Origin of the sequence: Streptosporangium sp. NPDC001559, from assembly GCF_042893955.1 — a bacterium.
GTDB lineage: Bacteria > Actinomycetota > Actinomycetes > Streptosporangiales > Streptosporangiaceae > Streptosporangium.
In genome coordinates this window covers 60,421-78,041 of the sequence record NZ_JBIAVG010000027.1, presented here as the reverse complement: position 1 = coordinate 78,041, position 17,621 = coordinate 60,421, and the positions used below count along the sequence as shown (strand labels likewise).

General features: G+C 72.1%; 17 protein-coding genes. 5 read left to right on the top strand and 12 right to left on the bottom strand.

Annotated features, from left to right (window positions below; all coding sequences use genetic code 11):
• Window positions 1-140: 140 nt before the first annotated feature.
• Complete coding sequence (locus ACFYY8_RS39705; RefSeq protein ID WP_390050272.1) at window positions 141-569, bottom strand: MarR family transcriptional regulator; 429 nt, start codon at window positions 567-569, stop codon at window positions 141-143.
• Between the two features lie 112 nt (window positions 570-681).
• Here ACFYY8_RS39705 and ACFYY8_RS39700 point away from each other — a divergent pair, with 112 nt between their 5' ends.
• Window positions 682-1,497 carry an alpha/beta fold hydrolase gene (locus tag ACFYY8_RS39700; RefSeq protein ID WP_390050271.1) on the top strand — a complete coding sequence of 272 codons (816 nt, stop codon included), beginning with the start codon at window positions 682-684 and terminating at the stop codon, window positions 1,495-1,497.
• 102 nt (window positions 1,498-1,599) lie between these two features.
• Here ACFYY8_RS39700 and ACFYY8_RS39695 read toward each other — a convergent pair whose 3' ends face one another.
• Window positions 1,600-2,187, bottom strand: a complete 588-nt coding sequence (locus ACFYY8_RS39695; RefSeq protein ID WP_390050270.1) for a MarR family winged helix-turn-helix transcriptional regulator — start codon at window positions 2,185-2,187, stop codon at window positions 1,600-1,602.
• A gap of 240 nt (window positions 2,188-2,427) precedes the next feature.
• Between ACFYY8_RS39695 and ACFYY8_RS39690 the strand changes: the two genes are divergently transcribed.
• Window positions 2,428-3,240, top strand: a complete 813-nt coding sequence (locus tag ACFYY8_RS39690) for a hypothetical protein (RefSeq protein ID WP_390050269.1) — start codon at window positions 2,428-2,430, stop codon at window positions 3,238-3,240.
• A gap of 35 nt (window positions 3,241-3,275) precedes the next feature.
• Here the strand turns inward: ACFYY8_RS39690 and ACFYY8_RS39685 are convergent, their stop codons facing one another.
• From ACFYY8_RS39685 to ACFYY8_RS39670, 4 genes are all read right to left on the bottom strand, one after another.
• On the bottom strand, window positions 3,276-3,896 hold the full coding sequence (locus ACFYY8_RS39685; RefSeq protein ID WP_390050268.1) for a dihydrofolate reductase family protein: 621 nt from the start codon (window positions 3,894-3,896) through the stop codon (window positions 3,276-3,278).
• The gene (locus ACFYY8_RS39680) at window positions 3,896-4,402 is read right to left on the bottom strand and encodes an SRPBCC family protein (protein ID WP_390050267.1); all 507 of its coding nucleotides are present in this window, start codon (window positions 4,400-4,402) and stop codon (window positions 3,896-3,898) included. The genes ACFYY8_RS39685 and ACFYY8_RS39680 overlap by 1 nt, the downstream gene beginning before the upstream one ends.
• A complete protein-coding gene (locus tag ACFYY8_RS39675; RefSeq protein WP_390050266.1) occupies window positions 4,399-4,749 on the bottom strand; it encodes an ArsR/SmtB family transcription factor in 351 nt (116 codons plus the stop codon). Before ACFYY8_RS39675 ends, ACFYY8_RS39680 begins: the two co-directional genes overlap by 4 nt.
• A gap of 140 nt (window positions 4,750-4,889) precedes the next feature.
• A complete protein-coding gene (locus tag ACFYY8_RS39670; RefSeq protein WP_390050265.1) occupies window positions 4,890-6,401 on the bottom strand; it encodes an FAD-dependent oxidoreductase in 1,512 nt (503 codons plus the stop codon).
• 156 nt (window positions 6,402-6,557) lie between these two features.
• On the opposite strand from ACFYY8_RS39670, the gene ACFYY8_RS39665 reads away from it, so the two are divergent.
• Window positions 6,558-7,286, top strand: coding sequence for a TetR/AcrR family transcriptional regulator (locus tag ACFYY8_RS39665; RefSeq protein WP_390050264.1), 729 nt, complete (start codon window positions 6,558-6,560; stop codon window positions 7,284-7,286).
• Between the two features lie 209 nt (window positions 7,287-7,495).
• Here ACFYY8_RS39665 and ACFYY8_RS39660 read toward each other — a convergent pair whose 3' ends face one another.
• From ACFYY8_RS39660 to ACFYY8_RS39645, 4 genes are all read right to left on the bottom strand, one after another.
• Window positions 7,496-9,379, bottom strand: coding sequence for a protein kinase (locus ACFYY8_RS39660; protein ID WP_390050263.1), 1,884 nt, complete (start codon window positions 9,377-9,379; stop codon window positions 7,496-7,498).
• 22 nt (window positions 9,380-9,401) lie between these two features.
• A complete protein-coding gene (locus tag ACFYY8_RS39655) occupies window positions 9,402-9,569 on the bottom strand; it encodes a hypothetical protein (protein WP_390050262.1) in 168 nt (55 codons plus the stop codon).
• Window positions 9,570-9,634: 65 nt separating this feature from the next.
• Window positions 9,635-12,265, bottom strand: a complete 2,631-nt coding sequence (locus tag ACFYY8_RS39650) for a BTAD domain-containing putative transcriptional regulator (protein WP_390050261.1) — start codon at window positions 12,263-12,265, stop codon at window positions 9,635-9,637.
• Between the two features lie 183 nt (window positions 12,266-12,448).
• Window positions 12,449-13,177: a TetR/AcrR family transcriptional regulator C-terminal domain-containing protein gene (locus tag ACFYY8_RS39645; RefSeq protein WP_390050260.1), complete on the bottom strand. Its 729-nt coding sequence runs from the start codon at window positions 13,175-13,177 to the stop codon at window positions 12,449-12,451.
• Window positions 13,178-13,263: 86 nt separating this feature from the next.
• Here ACFYY8_RS39645 and ACFYY8_RS39640 point away from each other — a divergent pair, with 86 nt between their 5' ends.
• Window positions 13,264-14,097 (top strand): alpha/beta fold hydrolase, encoded by an 834-nt coding sequence (locus ACFYY8_RS39640; RefSeq protein ID WP_390050259.1) that lies wholly within the window; start codon window positions 13,264-13,266, stop codon window positions 14,095-14,097.
• 30 nt (window positions 14,098-14,127) lie between these two features.
• Here the strand turns inward: ACFYY8_RS39640 and ACFYY8_RS39635 are convergent, their stop codons facing one another.
• Both ACFYY8_RS39635 and ACFYY8_RS39630 read right to left on the bottom strand, forming a co-directional pair.
• Window positions 14,128-15,243: a sensor histidine kinase gene (locus tag ACFYY8_RS39635; RefSeq protein WP_390050258.1), complete on the bottom strand. Its 1,116-nt coding sequence runs from the start codon at window positions 15,241-15,243 to the stop codon at window positions 14,128-14,130.
• The gene (locus tag ACFYY8_RS39630; RefSeq protein ID WP_390050257.1) at window positions 15,240-15,902 is read right to left on the bottom strand and encodes a response regulator transcription factor; all 663 of its coding nucleotides are present in this window, start codon (window positions 15,900-15,902) and stop codon (window positions 15,240-15,242) included. Before ACFYY8_RS39630 ends, ACFYY8_RS39635 begins: the two co-directional genes overlap by 4 nt.
• Window positions 15,903-16,110: 208 nt before the next feature.
• On the opposite strand from ACFYY8_RS39630, the gene ACFYY8_RS39625 reads away from it, so the two are divergent.
• The gene (locus ACFYY8_RS39625; RefSeq protein WP_390050256.1) at window positions 16,111-17,580 is read left to right on the top strand and encodes a hypothetical protein; all 1,470 of its coding nucleotides are present in this window, start codon (window positions 16,111-16,113) and stop codon (window positions 17,578-17,580) included.
• Window positions 17,581-17,621 lie beyond the last annotated feature (41 nt).

Sequence of the window (17,621 nt, the reverse complement as noted above, 5' to 3'; positions counted from 1 at the left end):
CGGTGAGGGACCAGGAGCGGCCGAAGGGTTCTCCCGGCTCGGTGAACGCCCGACGTCCGGCACGAGGAACAGCGGGCCGGTCCGCTGGAACGGCGCGGCTCGCTCGGCCGTACGGGCGAATGCGGCTCCCCGGCCAGGGTTCACCTGTCAGGGCTCCGGGGGGTGAGATGGCGGGCCAGGGTCTCCAGGGCTGAGCGCACTTCGGCCAGGGCGGTGTCGTCGGAAAGGACCTCGGCGAGGGTGGCGTCGACGGAGACGGCCCGCACCTCCTGGACGCGCTCCGACACACGTGGGTGGACCAGGGAGCGGCGGCGGTCGCGCGGGTCGGGCTCGGTGGCGACCGCTCCCGCCTCGCGCAGCCGGGCGACCGCCGCCGAGACGGCGCTCTGCGGCAGACCGGTGCGGACGGCGATCTCACCCACCGCGCTACCCGGATGGTCCCGCAGGTCGTTGACCACGATCAAGACCGTACGGGTGCTCGCCGCGTCGCCGGCCCCCTCGGCCGGAAGCGCCCGCTCACCGAGCTTCATCAAGGTACGGCCCAGCACGAACAGCTCGATTCCATTCACCCGGTAGACAATACATCCAACTTGATGCATCAATATTGATGCATCAAGGTTGATGCTTTATGGTCGACTCCGGCGAACAAGCCGTACGAACCATCCGAAAGGACCCCCTCACATGAGCGAGTTGCGTGTTCCCGGCGCCACCCTGCACTACCAGGTGCGTGGAACCGGCCCGATGCTGCTGATCTCGCAAAGCGGCGAGGGCGACGCCGACCGCACCGTCGACCTGGTGGAACACCTCGCCGGCGATTTCACCGTGGTGACCTACGATCGGCGTGGTCTGTCCCGTAGCGCGCTCGACGAACCGGCGCGCGGCGCGACGATGGCCGAGCACGCCGACGACGTGCACCGGCTGCTCGCCGAGCTCACCGACCAGCCCGTCCGGATGCTCGGCTGTAGTCTGGGCGCGGTCATCGGCCTGCACGTGGCGGTCGGGCACCCGGACCAGATCGGCACACTCGTCGCCCACGAGCCGGTCGCACCCCGTCTGCTCCCAGACGACCGGCGGGTCCGGCACGAGCACGAGCTGGCCGAGGTCCAGGCGCTCTACGAGCGCGAGGGCCTGACCGCCGCGTTCAAGGCCATCGCCGACGTCCTCGGCATCGACCCGGCCAACCCCGACGCCGAGCCCGGCCTCACCCCGCAGCCGATGACACCGAACCGGATCGCCAACTTCGACTACTTCATCCGGCACGACTTCTCGGCCGTCATCGCCGACACCCTCCCGGTCTCCCGCATCGCCCACACCCGGACCCGGATCGTCCCGGCCGTCGGAACCACCACCCCGCACCACGTCTTCGACTACCGGTGCGCCGAGGCGCTGGCCGCCCTCCTCGGCACCCAGGTCGTCCGCTTCCCCGGCGGGCACAACGGCAACACCGCGCACCCCCGCGGCTACGCCACCCTGCTCCGGCGGATCCTCCAGCCCTGACGCCCTTCTCCGCACGGCGCCGGCCCGGCATCGCGGGTTCGGGACGGCACGACCGCCCGCGCCACCGGGTGCGACCGTCAGTCCTGGAACGGGTTCACGGTCTCACGTGCGGGGACGGGGCCCGGGACCGGTCTGACGGCTTCTGGCGGCCCGGCCCCGTGCGGCGGACCTGCCGACGCTGCGCAGCAGGACGCGCATGGTCCGGTCGAGGACCCTGCGCTCCTCGGCGGTGAGCCCGGACAGCAGCAGGGTGAGGCTGGCCACGTGCTCGGTGAGCGCGGCGTCCGCGGTCTCACGGCCCTTCTGGGTGAGGGTGACCCGCACGCTCCTGCGGTCGTCGGGGGCGAGGGTGCGCTCGACCAGCCCCGCCTGTTCGAGCCGGTCGAGCCGGTTGGTCATGCCGGCCCGCGACATCATCAGCGCAGAGGAGAGCTCGGAGGGAGTCAGTGTGTACGGCGGGCCGGAGCGTCTCAGCGAGGCGAGCACGTCGAACTCCCCGCGGCGCATGCCGTACCGGGCGGAGGCCTCCTCGACCGCGGGGACGATGAGGCGGGAAAGCCGGGTGAGCCTGCCGAAGATGCCCATCGCGGCCAGGTCCAGGTCGGGGCGCTCGTGCCGCCACTGGGCGAGGGCGGCGTCCACGGCGTCTCCGCGACCGCCGTCGTCCCTGCGTGCGCTGCCTTGGCTCATGGGGGAATCATATTCGGCCCGTTACATTGGATGTCAGATTGTTTGACCTGCGGTGAACCGGCTGCCCTGGTTGCTCCACCTCGAACATCCGCCCCGGATCCGTGTGCGTCCGGTGGCGGCCCGCCGCTCGGGCCGGAGGGAGCAGGCGCAGAGCGGCTCCGCTCGGCGATCACGGAGGTGAGGTGCCTGGATGAACCCTTCAGGACGTTGGCGCGTCCCTCAGGTATGAAGGGATCGCGTTTGATCGTCATCGCGGTGCTCGCGTCGTTGTGCGCCTGCGGCCGGCCCGGTACCGGTTCGGTGACCATCGTGGCCGGGACCGAGACGATCGTGCTGCCGCGGGCCGAGCAGCCCAGAGCGCATCGGCCCACCCTGGAGCGGCTCAAGCGAGAGGCGGCGTCGTCGGGCCGGCCCCTGGAGGAGGTCGTCAAACGGTACGCGGCCCGGGTGGCTGCCACCTCGTCGCCCAAGCCGACGGACTTCGAGGGTTATGACCCTGCGGTGACCGGACCGGACGTGGTGATCGACGGCATTCCCTACGCCGAACTGGTCGACCTCGGGGCCATCGCCGAATCGGAGGGCATCTCCTACGAGGAGGCCATCGACCGCTTCGGCTCACAGTCGTCCAACAGCCGGGTGATCGACAAGCTCAATGCGGAGTTCCCCGACGAGATCTCCGGCGTCGGATACGTCGACGACCAGCGGGGGCTGCGCGTCGGATTCAAGGGTCCCGTCCCGGCTCGCGCGATCGAGCTGGCCAGGACCCTCCCCATGGAGGTCACCCTGATCGGCCGCAAGGGATTCTCGTCCGCGGAGCTCCGGCGGGCCCGGGACACGATCGTCGCCTGGCTCCGGTCCCGCTCTGAGGTGGCCACGATGACGGCGCGCTCAGACGACGAGACCGGCCAGGTCAAGGTCACCGTTCAGCCGAAGGCGATGCCGGCCGACGCCGAGGAGTTCAAGCGTGGGCTTCAACTCCCACAGCCGGACAACCCACACATCACCGTCGAGGTCACGATCTCCGCCGAATCGATCGCCACCAGGCCGCAGTGAGGGCCCTGACGCTCGGCGCGCCGAGGCCGGGACGGTCACCGTTCCCGGACCGTGTAGGTCAGGTGGGTCACCCGCTGCGTCGGCTCCGCGCGGATCTGCTCCAGCGCCACGCGGCCCGCGTCCACGCCTTCGAACAGGCGGACTCCGGAGCCGAACAGCACCGGTGAGAGCGCGATCGAGAACTCGTCCACCAGGCCGGCGTTCACGTACTCCAGGATCGTCGCTCCACCGCCCGCGATGCGGACGTCGCGGTCGCCGGCGGCCTCGCGGGCCTGGTCGAGCGCGGCCTCGACGCCGTCGTTGACGAAGTGGAAGGTGGTTCCACCCGGCCGTTCCCAGGGGTCACGCCTCTCGTGCGTCACGACGAAGACCGGCGTGTGGAACGGCGCCTCCTCCGGCCACATCCGCTCGCCGGCGTCGAACATGCGCTTGCCCATCACGCTCGCGCCGGTGCGCTCGAACGTCTCCCGCACGATGTCGTTGTCGCGCCCTTCCTCGCCGCCCTCGCCGAGCTTCAGGTTCTCCCGGAAGAACCGTTGCGGGAAGACCCACCGCTGCAGTTCCATCCACTGCCGCCCCATCAGATCCCCGAGGGAACCGGGTGCGATGAAACCGTCCAGCGACATCGACACGCTGAAGAACACCTTCCCGGCCATCAGCCCTCGGCTCCCTTCAGAAGGGTCTCGGTGACGTAGGCGGCCAGGTTGTTCAGGGTCTGCCCGCCACCCTCGATCGCGTGGTATTTCTCGACCGCTTCGTCGCGCAGTTCCTTGGTGGGGAACACCGTGCGCATCTCGATCCGGGTCGCGGCCCCGTCGGGCGCGAACGAGAGGACCGACTCGAAGGCGTCCGGGTCGCCGCGGTATTGGCCGTGCAGCAGCGAGATCTCCTCCGGCGGGACGATCTCGGTCCAGGTGATCCACTCCTGGTAGTCCGTTCCGTCCGGCCCGTGCATCACGAAGTCCCACGCTCCGCCGACGCGAAACTCGAAGGACCGGGTGGTGGTGGTGAACCCCTCCGGCCCCCACCACCGCGACAGGTGCCGCACCTCGGTGAACGCCTCGAACACCAGCTCCCGCGGGGCGTCGATGACCCGGGAGATCACAATCTCGCGGTCGGCCGTCGCGGTCCGCCCCGGCGCTCCCTGTCCCGTCTCGCTCATCGGTCACTTCCTTCCTGACTTGCCTGCTTGAGGTCCTGCACGTAGGCGTCCAGCCGGTCGAAGCTCTCGTTCCAGAACCGTTCGAACCCGCCGGTCCACTCGTGGACCGGTCGCAGCCCGCGGGCGTCGAGGCCGTACAGGCGCTGTTTGCCCGCCTTGCGGTCCCGCACCAGCCCGACCTCCCGGAGCACCCGCAGGTGTTTGGACGCCTGCGGCTGGGTCATCCCCAGCTCCTGGGCCAGCTCGGTCACCGGCCGCTCACCCGCCCGCAGCAGCGCCAGGATCTCCCGGCGCTGCGGCTCGGCGATCGCGTTGAAGACGTCCGACGTCGTCGCTGCTCGTGCCATGGCCACCATCATATGCCTATATGGGCATGCGTCAATCCGGGGGAGGAGGTCGGGGAAACGGGACACCAGGTCTCGTCGTTCCTGGCCGGGGCGGGCGTCGTGGACGTCCTTGTCGTGTACGGGTGTCTGTGCGTGCCCGCTCAGGCGGCGGGGGCGCCGAACCAGCGGGTGGCGGCGCGCCGGAACGCCTCGGGGTCGGGGTCGGGGCCCTCGGCCCAGGCCACGACGCCGTCGGGCCTGATCAGCAGGGCGCCGAGCCCGAGGTCGTCGGCGACCGGGCCGGGGGCGTAGCGGACGCGGTCCCGCCAGCGGGCCGCGGTCTCCCGCAGGCTCTGTGCGGCGGTGAGGTCGAGGGCGACGCCCTGTCCTTCATGCAGCAGGTCTCCAAGGCGGGTGCCGTCGCCGAAGCGGAAGTCCGGAGCGGCGAAGCCGACGGCCGGATGGTCACCGCCCAGGTCGTAGCGGTGGGCGAGCCCGGAGGTGGTGCGGAAGACGTGGGTGGTTCCGTCGACGGTGCGCAGCAGGTCGTGGACGAGCCGGCGCAGGGCCGGGGTGTTGGGGCCGGGGTTCATCGTGGCGACCTGGGCGCGCGACCAGTCGAGGGCGGCGGCGCCGACGGGGTGACGTTCGGCGGTGTAGGTGTCGAGCAGGTCCTCGGGGGCGGTGCCGTGGAGGGTGGCGGCGAGCTTCCAGCCGAGGTTCATGGCGTCGCCGATGCCGAGGTTGAGCCCTTGACCGCCGAGCGGGGAGTGGATGTGGGCGGCGTCGCCGGCGAGCAGGACGCGGCCGTTGCGGTAGTCGCCGGCCTGCATGGCGCGGTCGGTGAAGCTGGAGGCGAGGTGGACCTCGTCGATCGTCACGTCGGTGCCGGAGACGCGGCGCAGGACCGTCTGGAGGTGGTCGCGGGTCAGCGGCTGGGAGCGGTCGAAGGCGCCGCCGTCGAAGTCCATCATGCCCAGATACCCTTCGAAGGGCGTGCGCAGGTACATGCCGGTCGGCGTCGAGTTGAAACCCGGGTGCAGCCTGTCCGGATCCTCGAAGGTGACGTGGGCGACGTAGCCGGTGAACAGCGGCTCGGTGCCGACGAAGTCGAAGCCCGCCAGGCGGCGCACCGTGCTGCGTCCGCCGTCGCATCCCACGAGCCGGCGCGCCCGGTACTCACGCCCGCCGGCCCGGACCAGGACGCCGTCGCCGTCCTGGTCGAGGGTCTCGAGCGGGGCGTCGCGCACGATCAGCGCGCCGAGTGCGACCGCCCGCTCCTCCAGGACGCCGGTGACCGCCTCGAGACTGGTCATGATCCCTTCCATCGCGGGGCCGGGCAGCCGGGGCGGGAGGGCGCCGGTGTCGATGTCGGCGGCGTCCAGGCGCAGGCCCGCGAAATGGCTCACGTCGCGCGGGGCGGACACCTCGCGCGCGCCGACCTGACGCGCGTCGACGCGTGAGGCGTCCAGGAGGGCGGTGAGCATCCCGCGGCGGTAGAACGCCTCGACGGACCCGGCGTTCAGGCCCCGCATCCCCAGCGGGAGCGCCCAGAACGGTGAGGCGGCCTGCGGGTTCTTCTCCAGTACCAGGACTGAGCAGCCGGCCAGGGCGAGTTCACCGGCGAGGAACAGGCCCACCGGCCCGGCCCCCACGATCACCACGTCACGCATGTCGGTTCTCCTCCAGTCGCGAGTCCCGGGCCGGCCGGGGCTCGTCGGGCCGGGACCGTGCTCCGTAAGCTCAAAGCCACAATGTTGGAGCGTTGCTCCAACATTGGAACCGTACTCCACTTTGGAGCGGCGCACCAAAGCTGACAGGATGAGAGCATGACCACACCGACACCCCGGTCACGAAGGCGCAGGCAGGTGCTCTCGCGCGAGCGCATCGTCGAGGCGGCGGTCGAGCTGCTGGACACGGCGGGGGCGGGGGCTCTGACGGTCCGCGCCCTGTCGGACCGCCTGTCCACCGGGTCCGGGGCCATCTACCACCACGTCGGAAACATGGGCGAGCTGCTACAGGCCGCGACCGAGAGCGTCGTCGCCGCCGCCCTTCCCGCCTTCCCCGCCCCGCGGGAGTCCGCAACGGATCCCGGAGCCGAGGACACCGGCCGCGAGCGGATCCGCGCAGCCGCCCTCGGCCTGTACGACGCGGTCGCCGAACACCCCTGGCTCGCCGTCCAGCTCGCCGTGCAGGTCACCCGCAGCCCCTGGGGAACGGTGACACCCCGGATCTTCGAGAGCATCGGGGAGTGCGTGCGCACGCTGGGCGTTCCACGGAGCGGCTGGTTCGCCACGACATCGACGCTGGTGCACTACATCCTCGGCGCCACCAGCCAGAACGCCCAACCCTCCGACACCGCGGTCCTGCGGGACGGCGCGCAGCGCGCCGAATTCCTCGACTCCGCGTCCCAGGCGTGGAAGAGCCTCGACGCCGACGACTACCCGTTCCTCCACGACATCGCCGACCAGATGCGCGGGCACGATGACCGGGAGCAGTTCCTCACGGGCATCGACCTCATTCTCGCCGGCATCACCGCCGTCGGCCGCCCTTCCTGAACCCGCGCCCACCGGAAAGCCGGCCGACCCGGCCCTTCCCATCCGCAGGCCCGGCCGGTCGGCGACGTTCATCCCCCGGCTTCCGGGTCGCGCGGCGGTCGCGGCCCGCCGGGCGTCGTGGACAACGCGAACGGGGACAGGCGGGCGTCGTCGCCGTCGTGGACGTCGAAGCCCTCAACGTCCTGTTCGGCCGGTCACGTTCCAGGAGGTCACCCCGGTGTCGCGGTCAGGGTGAGGTCGTCCACGGTCACCGTGACGGGGGTGTCGGTGGCCTTACGAGACAAGAAGGTCAGCATGCCGGCCCCACCCGGGACCTGGAGTCCGGAGGTCGCGTCCGTGGCGGAGAGCTGCCAGTCCGGCTCGGTGGCGCCGACGGCCCAGACCTTGCCGCGGATCGTGGTCGGCGATGTGCCGGTGACCTGGACGCGTACTCGCATGGCGATGCCCGGGCCCGCTGTCAGCTTGGAGACCCACAGTGGCTGCGCGAGGTCGATCTCACTGCGGCCCGACTCGTAGCGGATCAGCTGGAGCAGGACCTTGCCGTCGGGCCGCAGGCTCACGTGCGCCCGGTAGCTCCCCACGGTCGGGACCCTGCGTCCCACGGCGGTCACGTAGATCCCGCCGCCGGTGGGGGGCTTGTCTCCGGAGAAGGTGAAGCCGAGGTCGGTCCCGGTCTCCTTCACCCCGTCCAGGTACGCGCTGGAGAGGGCTCCGGAGGACGTCGTGATCCGGCCCTTCTCGCCGTCCACCGAGTAGCCGCTCGCCGGAACGACCGACCAGTGATGTCTTCCGTCGTCCGTCGTACCGAATCCGGTGCTGACCGTGCGCCCGAACGTGTCGGACACCCGCAGCCCCCCGCCCTGGACCGCCGACGTACCCGGACTCGCCGACCCGCTGGGTGAGCCCTGCGGTGAGGCCGGCGGGGGTTCGGAGGTGGGAGCGGAAGCGCCGGGACGTGAGGCGGACGGGGAACCCGGCTCGCCGGTGCCCGAAGACGCCTGGGATCCGGTCCCGCCGAACGGCCGTAACCAGGTGAGCGCCCCCACCACGACCACGACCAGCGCCGCCGCCACGGCGAGCGCGGTACGGCGGCCCCGCCCGGCGAGCACCGGGGCCCGTGAGGAGGGCGGGGCCGTGGGCTCCCCGGCCGGTCCCGCGGTTTCCCCATGACCGGTGGGTTCCTCGGTGCCCGCACGACCGGCCGCCCCGGCAGGATCCGACGTTCGCCGGTCGCCGGCCGGTTCTGCGGCGAGGCGGCTGCCCAGGCTGGTGAGCTCCCCGATCGACCGGCCGCGGCCCCCGGAGACCGGGTCGATCAGGCGGGACAGCAGCTCGCCCGCCGCCGGCCGGCGCGAAGGGTCCTTCTCCAGGGCGGCCGCGATCGAGTCGCGCAACGGCGGCGGGACCGCTGACAGATCCGGTTCGTGGGTGACGATGCGGCTCAGCACGTCCGCGATGCTCGCGGCGGCGAACGGGGAGGCGCCGGTGGCGGCGAAGATCATGGTGCCCGCCCAGGCGAAGACGTCCGAGGCGGGGGAGGCGGGGGCGCCGCCCAGCTGTTCGGGCGCGAGGTAGGCAGGGGTGCCGATGAGCCCGCTGGTCATGGTGGTGACACCGTCCGCGCGGGCGATGCCGAAGTCGACCACCCGGGGACCGTCCGGGCCGAGCAGCACGTTGCTCGGTTTGAAGTCGCGGTGCACGACGCCGGCCGCGTGGATGGCGGCCAGGGCCGTCGTGGTGCCGACGGCCAGCCGTTCCAGCTCGCCGCCGCGCAGGGGGCCGTGCTCGTGCACCCGTTCCGCCAGCGTCGGCCCGTCCACGAACTCGCTCACCACGTACGGCCGCGGCCCGTCCGGCACGGCCGTGAGCACGCGGGCGGTGCAGAAGGGCGCCACGCTCTCCACCGCTGCCAGCTCGCGGGCCAGACGGGCGCGGGCCTCGGCGTCGGCCCTGATCAGCACCTTCACCGCCACCCGCTGCCCGACGGGATCGCGGGCCAGGTAGACGATTCCCTGGCCGCCCTCCCCGAGCCGGCCCAGCAGCTCGAACTCACCCAGACGCGGAGGATCCTCGGGGGCAAGAGGGGCAACCATGCTCCATACGGTACTGATCCGCTCAGCCAAGTTCGAGGCGTTCAGGCCGTGTTCCCGCGTCCGATGTGATGAGCTCGCCCCTCCCCGCGAACGCGGCGGCCACCACCCCGCCGAACCGTGAGGTCGTACGTCCCCGCGCGTCGATGTACGCGCCGCCCCCACTGCGGGAGCCGGAGGCGGTTGTGTCCATCGGACTGACGAGAGGAAGCTGACGCGGGTGATGTCGAGGCGGTGTCGAGCCGTCAGGGCAGGTCGTCACGCCAGGGCGGCGAGCAGGTCCAGCGCGGTCGCCCTACCGGGTTCGTCGGCGATGCCGTCGAAGAACTTGAACGCGTCCTCGGCCAGTTTGCGCGCCGCGTCGCGGTCGCCCTCAGCCCGGTTGACCCGGGCCAGCGCCAGCAGCGCGTGCGCGTCCAGCAGCCGGTCGCCGAGCCGTACGGCGATGGACCTGGCCCGCTGCGCGCAGTCCCTGGCGTCGGGCACCCGCCGCTGCGCCAGCCGTGCCGCGGCCAGCTCCAGCAGGGTGTCGGCGTGCCGGTGCCGGTCGCCCAGAGCGTCGAAGAGGTCCGCGGCGGCGGTGAGCCGGTCGGCTGCCTCGTCGGGGCGGCCGGCCCGCCGCAGCACCTCGCCAAGCGCCTGCCGCGCCTCGGCGCCGGCCCTCCCGCCGCCGAAGGCGTGCAGAGAGGAGGTCAGCTGGCGTTCCGCCTCGTCCAGGCGGCCCTGTTCCAGGTGAACCTGGCCGATCCTGCGCCGGACCTGCCCGGCTTCCTTGCCGCTGGACGTACCGAGGCTCGTGAACACCTCGAGCGCCCGGGTGAGCAGATCCAGCGCCTCCGCCCACCGACCCTCGGCCCGGAACAGGTCGCCCTGGTCCCGCAGGAGCAGGGCCTCGGCACGGGCGTCACCCGTGCGCCGAGCCGCCGCGAGGCCGGTCTCGGCGACCGGCCGCCAGTCGTCCAGGAAGCGCCGCCGTTCCAGGAACGGGCCCAGCAGATGCGCGAGCCGCCACGCGCCCTCGTCGAGGCCGGCCCCGTACAGATCGCCGACCAGGGCGGCGAGGAACGCGCGCTCGGCGACGAGCCACTCGACCGACTCCTTGATGTCCCTGGTCACGAAGCCGCGCATGGTCGGCTCACCGGAGACCAGCGGGAACCGGGACGCCTGCACCCTGGCGATCACGACGACCTGAAGCCGCGTGAGCGCCTCCCGTACCGCATGCACGCCCTCCTCCTCAACCAGCCGCTCGCGGGCGTAGAGCCGGGTCAGGTCGTGCATGCGATAGCGGACCTGGCCCGCCACGTCCACGGTGTGCGCCTCCAGCAGGCCGGCGTCCACGAGCGCGTCGGCCTGGTCGCCGAAGACCTGGACGGCCCAGTCGGCGACGTCGGGGGCCGACAGCGCGCCCAACAGCCGCGTCATGCGGCGCGCCGGCAGGGGCAGGCCCTCGTAGCCGACCGCGTACACGCTGCGGATCGTCTGGTCGCCCGAGTGAAGGCGGTCCAGCCGCCCGCGCTCGTCCTCCAGCAGGCCCGCGAGGTAGCCCGGGGTCCAGCCCGGTCTGGTGGCCAGGCGGGATCCGGCGATACGCAACGCGATGGGCAGCCCGCCGCAGAACCGCATCAGCTCCCGCACCCCGCCGTCGTCCGCCCGTTCCTCGCCGATGAGCTTGACGAGCAGGTCACGGGCCTCGTCGTCGTCCAGGACGCCCAGCGGCAGCCGTACCGCGCCGGTCAGCCCGCCGAGCGCCGACCGGCTGGTGATCACGGTGGGACATGAGGTGAGCAGCGGCCGCACCTGGGACTCGTCGGTGGCGTCGTCCAGCACGACGAGCATGCGGCGGTTGGCGGTGTAGGTGCGCAGCAGCCGCTGCCGCTGGCCCTCCGATGCCGGTACCGCCTGGGCCGGGCAGCCGAGCCAGCGCAGGAAGTCCTCCAGGATCGCGCCGGGCCGGGTGGACTCGCGCAGGTCCGCGTACAGGATCCCGTCGGGGAAACGCTCCCTGTGCCGCCAGGCGGCGTGTACGGCGAGCGCCGACTTGCCCACCCCGGCCGGGCCGTGCACGACGACCAGGCCGGAGAACACCCGGTCGAGCAGGTCGGCGCGGCCGGTGAAGTGGGCGACGTCCCGCGGCAACAGCACCGGCGGGCCCGCGGAGACGTGCAGCATGACATCGTCGTGCAGCATGCGGTGATAGAGCAGCTGCAGCTCGGGGTCGGGCTCGATGGCGTGTCCGCCGTCGAGCTCGTCGCGCAGCGCCGTGTACGCGGCCAGCGCCTCCACGCGCCGCCCGCTGCGATAGAGCGCCAGCATGAACTGGCCGCGGAAACGCTGCCAGAGTGGGTGCCGCGCGACCAGCCCCCGCACCTCGGACAGCAGCTCGCGGTGCCGGCCCGCGTCCAGGTCGAGCTCGATCCGGCGCTCCAGGGCGAGCAGGCGAAGCTCTTCGAGCTCCTCGCGCAGCCGCCCGGTCTCGGCCCAGCGCCTCGCGTCAGGGTCCACGTCCGCCAGAACCGGGCCACGCCACAGGTCCAGCGCCTCCCGCAGCCTCCCGCTGTCACGCTCGGACAGCCCTTCCTGTATGAGCCGGCGGAAGCGACCGACGTCGAGCTGGTCGTCGTCGATGGCCAGCGTGTACGTGCCGGACACGGTGGTGATGACGTCCTGGCCGATCAGCTGCCGGAGCCGGCCGACGTAGCCGCGGATCAGCGAGTCCGACCGGTCGCCCTCCTCCAGCGGCCACAGCAGCTGTCGCAGCCGCTCGACGGTGAGCGGGCGGCGGGCGTTGAGCGCGAACATCGCCAGCAGGTCACGGTGCTTCGGAGCGGTGGGAGTGCGATCCTCGGCGCCGTCACGTATCGACAACGCCCCCATAATCCGAAATTCCATGACAAATCCCCGGGTACGGCGGGCAGGATGTGGCGTCAAAGCCTCCACGATCCCACAGCTCCACCGCGTCTCGTGCCGGGATTCCACACCGTTCCCGACCGGCGGGCAGGTGCCGGTTTCCGAAGCCGGGCGCCGCAGGACAGCGAGGGCTGGGGCCTGGTCCTGACGCTCCCGTCGCCGGCGCTATGACGGGGACGGGGTCGCGCACCGGGCGGCGAGGCCGTCCAGGAGGCAGCCGAGGCCGAACGCGAAGCGTCGCTCGCTCTCATGCTCGACGTCGATCTCGCCCGTGGCGGCCATCCGGCCGGCCAGCGTCGGGTGGCGTTCGGCGACCTGGCGTAGGTACTCGGCCGCCCGCTCGTCCCAGTCGGACCCGGTCCCGCTCATACGGGCCAGCGTGTCGCGCCAGGCGACCTCCGCGATGACCGCGCCCACCACGTGGTCGTTGACGGCGGCCATGGCGGCGTCGAGGTCGGAGCCGGTGAACCCGGCGTGCTCCAGCAGGCCCAGCCCGGTCTCGGCCAGGGCGAGGGCGTTCGGGCCGAGGTTGGGCCTGACGGTCAGCTCGGACAGTGCCCACCGGTGGCGCAGCAGCATGGCGCGGTTGCTGTGGGCCAGCGCCGCCAGGCCGTCCCGCCAGTCGGATGCGCCGGGGCCTGCGCTCACCTCGGCCAGCACGCGGTCGAGGGCCAGCTCCAGCAGGTCGTCCTTGGTGTGGACGTACCAGTACAGCGACCCGGCGGTCACCCCCAGGGCGGCGGCGACGCGACGCATCGACAGGCCGCGGTGGCCTTCGCCGTCGAGGACGGTGACCGCCACGTCGACGATCCGCTCGCGGGTGAGCTGGCGGTCGCGCGGCGGCCGCTCGGGACGCAGCCACACGGACCCGCCGGAGGACTCTGACGACGGCACGCGATCACCCTACCCGCCTTGACGTCGCCTTCCGATTTCCTTATACAACGTTTAATACTATTGAACGATGTTTAAGGAGGAGTCGGATGCCTGCTCCCACCCCGCTGTTCCGTGCGAACGGCCCGCTGACAGGGGGCGTGCACGTGACCGCGCTCGGCCCTGAGTCCGGGCCGCCGGTGGTCTTCGTGCACGGCTCCACGAGCTGGGGCGACGACCCGGCGTACGGTTTCGCGGCGCAACGCCCGCTGGCCGGCCGGTTCCGGCTGCTCCTGATGGACCGCCGGGGCTGCGGCGGCAGCCCGGACGCCGGGGACAGGTTCCCCGGCGACTACCTGGCCGACGCAGACGACGTCGCCGAACTCCTCGGCGCGGGCGCGCACCTGGTCGGCCACTCCTACGGCGCCGTCGGAGCCATGATCGCGGCGGCGCGCAGGCCGGAGGCGGTGCGCTCGCTCACCTTGGTCGAGCCAGGCTGCTACCAGGCGGCCGCCGACCACCCCGCCGTGGCCGAGGCGCTGCGCGCCAACCGCGCCGCCTACGCCGACCTTCCCGACCTGACGCCCGAGGAGTGGCTGCGGACCGCAGCCGAATCGGTCGGCACGCCGGAGCCGGAGACGGGAGATCGGCGGTTGCGCGCGGCCGCCACGGCGCTGCGCGAACGCGTTTGCTGGGAGGCCGGCCTCCCGCTGCCGGCGCTGCGGGCGGCGGCCTTCCCCAAGCTGGTCGTCTCGGGTACCTGGGAGAAAGCCCCCGGGCCGTACCGGGAACGCGGCGGCGTCCCTCTCATGGCCTGCGCACGCGTCACGGCCGAGCGGATCGGAGCACGGCACGAGCAGGTGCCGGGCAGCGCCCACTACCCGCACGTCGAGGCGCCGGAGCGGTTCAACGCGCTGCTCACCGCCTTCTGGTCCGGCGCCTGAACGCCGCCCTCGCGTCGTCGTTCCCTGAGGTCAGGAACGGTTCGGATGGGCCTCGGACGCGAACCAGACGGTGATGGACAAGCCGCCTTCGGGGCGTGCGCTGGTGGCGAGGGTGGCGCGGTGAGCTTGGGCGACGGCGTTGACGATGGCGAGGCCGAGGCCGTGGCCGTCGTGGTGGCCGTGGCGATCGGGCGCCGGTCTCTGGAAGGGTTGGAAGAGGCGCTGGATCTGGTCGCCGGGGATGACCGGCCCGCTGTTGGTGACCGTAAGGGCCACCTGAGTGCCGGAGGTCTGAGTGGTGACCTTCACGTACCCGTCCGGGTGGTTGTGGCGGACGGCGTTGTCGATGAGGTTGGCGACGAGGCTTTCGATCAGCCCCGGATCCCCGGCCGTCACCGCGGGCGTCAGGTGTTCGGCGAGGTCAACGCCTTTCTCCGCGGCCTGGCGGCGGCGGGAGACGAGCACTCCTTCGACGATGCGGGCGAGGTCGAGGGCGTCCCAGCGGGTGACGCCGCGCTCGCCGGTGGCCAGGGCGAGCAGCGCTTGGACGAGCCGCTCCTGGTGTCCGCCGAGAGCGAGGGCCTCCCGGCAGGCCGAGCGCAGGGTGTCGGCGTCGGCATCGGGGTCGGCGAGGGTGACTTCAAGGAGGGTGCGCAGGCCGGCGAGAGGGGTGCGCAGCTCGTGGGAGGCGTTGGCGACGAAGTGGCGCTGAGCGTCGAAGGAGGCCTGAAGGCGGGCGAACAGGTCGTCGAGGGTATGGCCGAGCTCGGTCAGCTCGTCCACGGGCTCGCCGAGGTCGAGGCGCCGGTGGAGATCTCCGGCGGAGATGCTCTTCGCGGTGGCGGTGATGGCGCGCAGCGGACGCAGGAACCGGCCGGAGACGAACCAGCCGAGGGCCAGGGAGACGGGAATCAGAAGGATCAGGGCTACAACGGATCCCGTGAGAAGTTGGGGCAGGCCGATCCCGGGCCCGGTTCCGGTGATCGCACCCGGCGAAGGACGGCCCACGGATGTGGCCGCGTTGACGCTGGTGAGCGGGACGGCGACGAACAGGAGCACGAGGACTCCTGCGGCGTAGAAGCCCGCCGCGTAGGCGAGCGCGAGCCGTGTCTGTAAGGACCTTCCGGCGAGCCGCGGGCCGGTCATGACGATCCGATGCGGTAGCCGCCTTCGCGGACGGTCTCGATCACGGGCGGGTCGCCGAGCTTGGCCCGTAGCCGGTGCACGGTGTGCTTGACGGCGCTGCTGAAGGGGTCGGCGGCCTCGTCCCAGACGCGCTCAAGGAGTTCCTCGGCGGAGATGACCAGGCTGGGTACGGCGAGCAGGCATTCGAGCAGGGCGAACTCCCTGGGACTCAGCTCAAGGCGCCGACCGGCTCGGAACACGACACGGCGGGCCGGATCGAGGGTGATGTCCCCACATGTCAGGGTCGGCGGTAGCGGCGGGGTGGCACGGCGGGCCAGGGCGCGGACGCGGGCGACCAGTTCGGTGAACGCGAACGGCTTGGGCAGGTAGTCGTCGGCGCCGAGACTCAGCCCGTCGACACGGTCCTCGATCGTGCCGGAGGCGGTGAGCATGAGTACGCGGGTCGCACAGCGGCCGTGGGCGAGCCGCCGGCAGATCTCGTCCCCGTGGACGCCGGGCAGATCGCGGTCGAGGATCACCACGTCGTAGCGGGTGGCGGCCAGACGCTCAAGGGCGGTGGTTCCGTCCAGGACGACGTCGACGGCCATGCCCTCGCGGCGCAGCCCGGTTCCGATGGAGCGGGCGAGGACCTCGAAGTCCTCGACGACGAGGACTCTCACCGTTCACCGCCGCTCGTCGCGCGGGCAGGGCGGACGGGCCGGCCGCCGGGTCGGGAAGGCATGGGGCAACGATGCCAGATCCCCGGTCGCAGCCGGGTCGCAGCGGCTGCGACCCGGCTGGAACCGGGTGCCGCGTACAACCGTCGGCATGAGTTCATTCACGCCTCACCGATCCGGCCGGCGGGCCGGGCGGGACGGTTTCCCTCGGATGCTGCGCGCGGAGTGGACCAGGTTCCGTTCCGCGCGGGGCCGGGTGCTCGCCATGGTGGCCTCCGTGCTGGTCACCGTTTCGCTCGGGCTGCTGATCGCCGGGGGCGCCCGCAGCACCTGCGTGACCGGGAAGGGCGAGGGCCCCTGCCCCGCGCCCCTGGTGGGACCCGACGGCACGGCGGTGATGGACAAGTACTACTTCGTGCACCAGCCGCTCAAGGGGAACGGCGGCGTCACCGCCCGCGTATCGGACATGACCGGGCTGATCCGGCTGCCGGACGCCGTACCCGGGGTGCGCAACGTCAAGGAGGGGGTGGTGCCGTGGGCGAAGGCCGGCCTCCTGGTCAGGCAGAGTCTTGAACAGGGCACGCCGTACGCCGCCGTCATGCTCACCGGGGATCACGGCGTGCGGATGCAGTACAACTACGTCCACGACGTGCCCGGCGGTCCTCACAACGGCCCGCAGTGGCTACGGCTGACCAGGTCGGGCGACACCGTCACCGGCTACGAGTCGGACGACGGCAGGACGTGGAGCGAGGTCGGCGCGGTCACGTTGACCGGGCTGCCGGAGACGGTCGAGATCGGCCTGTTCGCCACCTCGCCAGGCGCCTTGTGGGACATGGCGCGAGCCTTCGCCCAGGCCACCGCGACCTTCGACCAGATCACGCTGCGGGGCGCGAACGGTTCGTGGCGCCGCGACGATGTCGGCGTCGTCATGGAGTCCGACGGCAAGACCCCCCACCACCCGGGCGGGGTCGTCGAGTCCGGCGACAGGCTCATCGTGACCGGGGGCGGTGACATCGGGCCCGCCACGGTGGAGGGCGGTCTACGCGCAGACCTCACGCTGATCGGCGGGGCCGTGGGACTGATCCCGATGCTCGTGGCGGCGGTCGTGTTCTTCACAACGGAGCACCGGCGCGGACCGATCAGGAACGGCCTACCGGCCGAGCCGCGTCCGGCGCTGCCGCTGGCGGCCAAGGCCGCGGTGGTCGGCGTGGTCTCGTTCGTGGCGGGGCTGACGGCCTCGGGAGTCGTGGTCCCTGTCGGCCTGGCGATGTTGCGTGCCAACCGGAACCCGGTCCAGCCGATCACCCTGGGCACCGAACTGCGGGTGATCGTCGGCTACGCGGCGCTGGCCGCGGCCGCCGGCGTGCTGGCCCTGGGCCTGGCCGCGCTGGTCAGGCGGGCCGTCGTCGCCGTCGGGCTGGCCGTCGCCCTGGTCGTCGTGCCCTACCTGCTGGCGACCGCGGGTGTGGCGCCATGGCTGCTGACGATCACTCCCGCCGCCGGGTTCGCGATCACACAGAGCGTTCCCACGTTCGCGCATGTGGACGTGGACCCGTCACCGTTGGGAGGCTATTACCCGCTCCCGCCATGGGCAGGTCTGGCCGTGACCTGTGGATATGCCGCCTTCGCCCTTGGGCTGGCGATTGCCGCATGCCGGCCCTCACGCGCGGCTCGGTTCTGATACGTGGGCGGTTCCGTGCGGTCTCGGTCCAGCCGATCGCC

Excerpts from the sequence above, each read along its gene's own strand:
- ACFYY8_RS39700 (WP_390050271.1), top strand. The coding sequence starts at position 682 with ATGAGCGAGTTGCGTGTTCCCGGCGCCACCCTGCACTACCAGGTGCGT.
- ACFYY8_RS39695 (WP_390050270.1), bottom strand. The coding sequence starts at position 2,187 with ATGAGCCAAGGCAGCGCACGCAGGGACGACGGCGGTCGCGGAGACGCC.
- ACFYY8_RS39685 (WP_390050268.1), bottom strand. The coding sequence starts at position 3,896 with ATGGCCGGGAAGGTGTTCTTCAGCGTGTCGATGTCGCTGGACGGTTTC.
- ACFYY8_RS39680 (WP_390050267.1), bottom strand. The coding sequence starts at position 4,402 with ATGAGCGAGACGGGACAGGGAGCGCCGGGGCGGACCGCGACGGCCGAC.
- ACFYY8_RS39675 (WP_390050266.1), bottom strand. The coding sequence starts at position 4,749 with ATGGCACGAGCAGCGACGACGTCGGACGTCTTCAACGCGATCGCCGAG.
- ACFYY8_RS39670 (WP_390050265.1), bottom strand. The coding sequence starts at position 6,401 with ATGCGTGACGTGGTGATCGTGGGGGCCGGGCCGGTGGGCCTGTTCCTC.
- ACFYY8_RS39665 (WP_390050264.1), top strand. The coding sequence starts at position 6,558 with ATGACCACACCGACACCCCGGTCACGAAGGCGCAGGCAGGTGCTCTCG.
- ACFYY8_RS39660 (WP_390050263.1), bottom strand. The coding sequence starts at position 9,379 with ATGGTTGCCCCTCTTGCCCCCGAGGATCCTCCGCGTCTGGGTGAGTTC.
- ACFYY8_RS39655 (WP_390050262.1), bottom strand. The coding sequence starts at position 9,569 with ATGGACACAACCGCCTCCGGCTCCCGCAGTGGGGGCGGCGCGTACATC.
- ACFYY8_RS39650 (WP_390050261.1), bottom strand. The coding sequence starts at position 12,265 with ATGGAATTTCGGATTATGGGGGCGTTGTCGATACGTGACGGCGCCGAG.
- ACFYY8_RS39640 (WP_390050259.1), top strand. The coding sequence starts at position 13,264 with ATGCCTGCTCCCACCCCGCTGTTCCGTGCGAACGGCCCGCTGACAGGG.
- ACFYY8_RS39635 (WP_390050258.1), bottom strand. The coding sequence starts at position 15,243 with ATGACCGGCCCGCGGCTCGCCGGAAGGTCCTTACAGACACGGCTCGCG.
- ACFYY8_RS39625 (WP_390050256.1), top strand. The coding sequence starts at position 16,111 with ATGCTGCGCGCGGAGTGGACCAGGTTCCGTTCCGCGCGGGGCCGGGTG.